The organism is Intrasporangium sp. (assembly GCF_039812505.1).
GTDB lineage: Bacteria > Actinomycetota > Actinomycetes > Actinomycetales > Dermatophilaceae > Intrasporangium_A.
The window spans coordinates 1-3,344 of record NZ_JBDIAQ010000239.1 but is presented as its reverse complement, the minus strand read 5'-3'; the positions used below and the strand labels follow the sequence as shown (position 1 = coordinate 3,344).

4 protein-coding genes are annotated in these 3,344 nt (G+C 69.6%); all 4 read right to left on the bottom strand.

From position 1 onward, the window contains the following. Window positions 1-620, bottom strand: a 620-nt coding sequence (locus WMI84_RS17620) for an aldolase/citrate lyase family protein (RefSeq protein WP_347355077.1), incomplete at its 3' end; no start/stop codon positions are given. Next, window positions 605-1,390, bottom strand: a complete 786-nt coding sequence (hpaH, locus tag WMI84_RS17615) for a 2-oxo-hept-4-ene-1,7-dioate hydratase (RefSeq protein WP_347355076.1) — start codon at window positions 1,388-1,390, stop codon at window positions 605-607. The genes hpaH and WMI84_RS17620, both read right to left, overlap by 16 nt. A 56-nt stretch (window positions 1,391-1,446) precedes the next feature. Then, the gene (gene hpaD / locus WMI84_RS17610) at window positions 1,447-2,610 is read right to left on the bottom strand and encodes a 3,4-dihydroxyphenylacetate 2,3-dioxygenase (RefSeq protein WP_347355075.1); all 1,164 of its coding nucleotides are present in this window, start codon (window positions 2,608-2,610) and stop codon (window positions 1,447-1,449) included. Between the two features lie 104 nt (window positions 2,611-2,714). Beyond that, window positions 2,715-3,344: aldehyde dehydrogenase family protein (locus WMI84_RS17605; RefSeq protein ID WP_347355074.1), on the bottom strand; the 630-nt coding region annotated here is incomplete at its 5' end.

The window sequence follows — 3,344 nt, the reverse complement described above, 5'->3', positions numbered from 1 at the left end:
ACGTCGGGATGGGACTGCTGCCCGAGCAGGCCCATCGAGGCGGCCAGGTCCGACGGGCCGACGAAGACGCCGTCGACACCGTCGACCGCGGCGATCTGCGCCGCCGCGTCGACCCCGGACGCGGTCTCGACCTGGACGAAGAGGGACACGTGCTCGTCGGCATGTCCGAGGTAGCCCTCGACCCGGTTCCAGCGAGCCGAGCGGGCCAGGGCCGACCCGACGCCGCGCCGGCCGCGCGGCGGGTACCGCACCGCCTCGACCATGGCCCGGGCCTCGTCAGCGGAGGAGACCATGGGTACGAGCAGGTTCTGGGCCCCCAGGTCGAGGACTTGCTTGATCGTCACCGTGTCACCGGTGGCCACCCGCACCACAGCGGTGACCGGGTAGGCGGCGACGGCCTGCAGCTGCCCGAGCACCGACTCGAGGCCGTTGGGCGAGTGCTCCATGTCCACGAGCAGCCAGTCGAGCCCCGCCCCGGCGCAGATCTCGGCGACGAGCGACGATCCGGAGGACACCCACATTCCGATGAGCGGGCGCGTCGATGCGGTACTGCCGGGATCGTCGGGGCTCGGTCGGCCGGCGGGGGCCAAGGCATCCCGGAAGGTCAGACGAACCGGCATGTCACCGTCCCCAGGTCGCGGTAGTCGGCCAGCACGGTGTCGCCCGGATGCACCCACAACGGCTTGGTGAACGAGCCGGCCAGCACGATCTCGCCGGCCTGCAAGCGGTCGCCGTGGCCGGCCAGCTTGTCGGCCAGCCACGCGACGCCCGTGGCCGGGTGGTTGAGCACCGCCGCGGCCACCCCCGAGTCCTCGACCGTCTCGTTGCGGTACAGCAGCGCGGACACCCAGCGCAGGTCCACCTCGTGCGGCCGGACCGGGTTGCCGCCGTACACCATCCCGCCCATCGCGGCGTTGTCGCTGATCGTGTCGACGATCGTGCGGCCGGTCATCTCGATGCGGGACGACAGGATCTCGAGCGCCGGCACGACGTACTCGGTGGCCCGCAGCACGTCGAAGACGGTGGCGCCAGGGCCCGAGACGGACCCGGACAGGACGAACGCGAGCTCCACCTCGATCCGCACGTTCGAGAACCGGGCGTGCTCGATCACCGAGCCGTTCTCGAACACCATGTCGGCGAAGATGGCGCCGTAGTCCGGCTCGGTGATCCCGGTGGCCTCCTGCATGACCTTGCTGGTGAGCCCGATCTTGCGGCCCACCGGCCGCCGACCGCTCGCGACGCCCCGACGACGCCACTCGTTCTGGACGGCGTAGGCGTCCTCGATCGTCATGTCGGGGTGTCGCGCGGTCAGCAGCGGCACCATCCGGCGGTCGTGTTCGGCGGCGGCGAGCTCGTCGGCGATGGCCGTGATGACCTCGGCGGGCAGCATCCCTTCTCCTGTTCGTCCGTTGTTCGTCCGTTGTTCGCCCTGCTGGGCAGGTGTGCTCAGAGCTGGTGGCCGAGCTTGTACTCGCCCTGCTTCCAGCTCGGCATGGCGTCGGGCGCGTCGCCGCTGCGGGTGTAGGAGAACCCGTCGGCGCCGATGGTCGCGGCCAGCTCGGAGGCGTGGGTGCGCGTCACGACCGGCTGCGGGTTGCCGTCGAGGTCGAGCACGAGCGAGGCGTCCGTGTACCAGGACGGCACGACCGGGTTGCCCCACCAGTCGCGGCGCTGGTTGTCGTGCACGTCCCAGGTGACGACCGGGTTGTCGGGGTCGCCGGTGTAGTAGTCCTGCGTGTATATCTCGACGCGGTGGCCGTCGGGGTCGCGCAGGTACAGGTAGAAGGCGTTGGAGACGCCGTGCCGGCCGGGGCCGCGCTCGATGCAGTCCGACATGCGCAGCGCGCCGAGCTTGTCGCAGACCGACAGGATGTTGTGCTTCTCGTGGGTGGAGAAGGCCACGTGGTGCATCCGCGGCCCGTCGCCACCGGTCATCGCCGTGTCGTGCACGGTCGGCTTGCGTCGCATCCACGCGGCGTACACGGTGCCCTCGTCGTCCTGGATGTCCTCGGTGACGCGGAACCCGAGGTCCTGCATGAACTTCGTCGCGCGCGGCACGTCCGGGGTGACCTGGTTGAAGTGGTCGAGTCGGACCAGGGCGCCGGGAGTGTAGAGGTCGTAGCGCCACGCGAGCCGCTCGACGTGCTCGACGCCGTAGAAGAACTCGTACGGGAACCCGAGTGGGTCCTCGACCCGGACCGAGTCGCCGAAGCCCTTGGTGAAGCCCTCGGCGCGACGCTCGACCCGGCAGCCGAGCTCGGTGTAGAAGGCGACCGCCTTGTCGAGGTCCTCGGGGCTGCGGACCCGGAAGGAGAAGGCAGCGATGGCGGCGACCGGACCCTTGCGGAGCACGAGGTTGTGGTGGATGAACTCCTCGAGGGTGCGCAGGTAGACGGTGTCCTCGTCCTCCTCGGTCACCACGAGGTCCAGCACGTTGACGTAGAAGTCGCGCGAGCGGGCCAGGTCGGTGACGACGATCTCCATTGAGGCGCAGCGCAGGATGTCCGGCGGAGCGGCCTGCGGGGTGGGCACCGGGTTGTCGGAGTGGATGGGGGCCTCCTGCGAGACGTAGAAGCCCGATGAGGTCAGGGTCTTGTCGGTAGTGCTCATGGCAGCGTCCTTGCTTCTCATGTGGTGGGGTGGGTGGATGGTGGGTGCCGGGGCATGGGTGTCCGGGCCCCCGGCAGCGGGCCCAGCGGAGACTCAGCAGGGGCTCAGCGCGGGTCCGGGTCGTCCACGTCGGTGACGTGGTGCTCGTTCTTGCCGAAGGTCGGGTTGTGCACCGCACCCAGCGTGATGTGCACCGCCTGCTGCTCGGTGTAGAAGTCGATCGACCGGTAGCCGCCCTCGTGCCCCAGACCGGAGGCCTTGACGCCACCGAACGGGGTGCGCAGGTCGCGCACGTTGTTCGAGTTGAGCCAGATCATGCCGGCGTCGACAGCCTGGGCGAAGTTGTGGGCCCGCTTCAGGTCGTTGGTCCACACGTAGGCCGCGAGGCCGTAGCGCACACCGTTGGCCAGGGCCAAGGCCTCCTCGTCGGTGTCGAAGGGGGTGATGGCCACGACGGGACCGAAGATCTCCTCCTGGAAGATCCTCGCCTCCGGCTTGACGTCGGCGAAAACGGTCGGCGCGACGAAGTTCCCACCGTCGAAGCCCTTGGCGCGACCGCCACCGGCGACGAGCCGGCCCTCGCCCTTGCCGATCTCGATGTAGCTCATCACCTTCTCGTAGTGCTCCGGGTGCACGAGCGAGCCGACCTCGGTGTCGGGGTCGTTCGGGTAGCCGACGACGACCCGCTTGGCCTGGGCGGCATACCGCTGCACGAACTCGTCGTAGACGTCGCG

Bases quoted from the DNA above. Each gene is read 5' to 3' on its own strand.
- hpaD (WP_347355075.1), bottom strand. From the start codon at position 2,610: ATGAGCACTACCGACAAGACCCTGACCTCATCGGGCTTCTACGTCTCG.
- hpaH (WP_347355076.1), bottom strand. From the start codon at position 1,390: ATGCTGCCCGCCGAGGTCATCACGGCCATCGCCGACGAGCTCGCCGCC.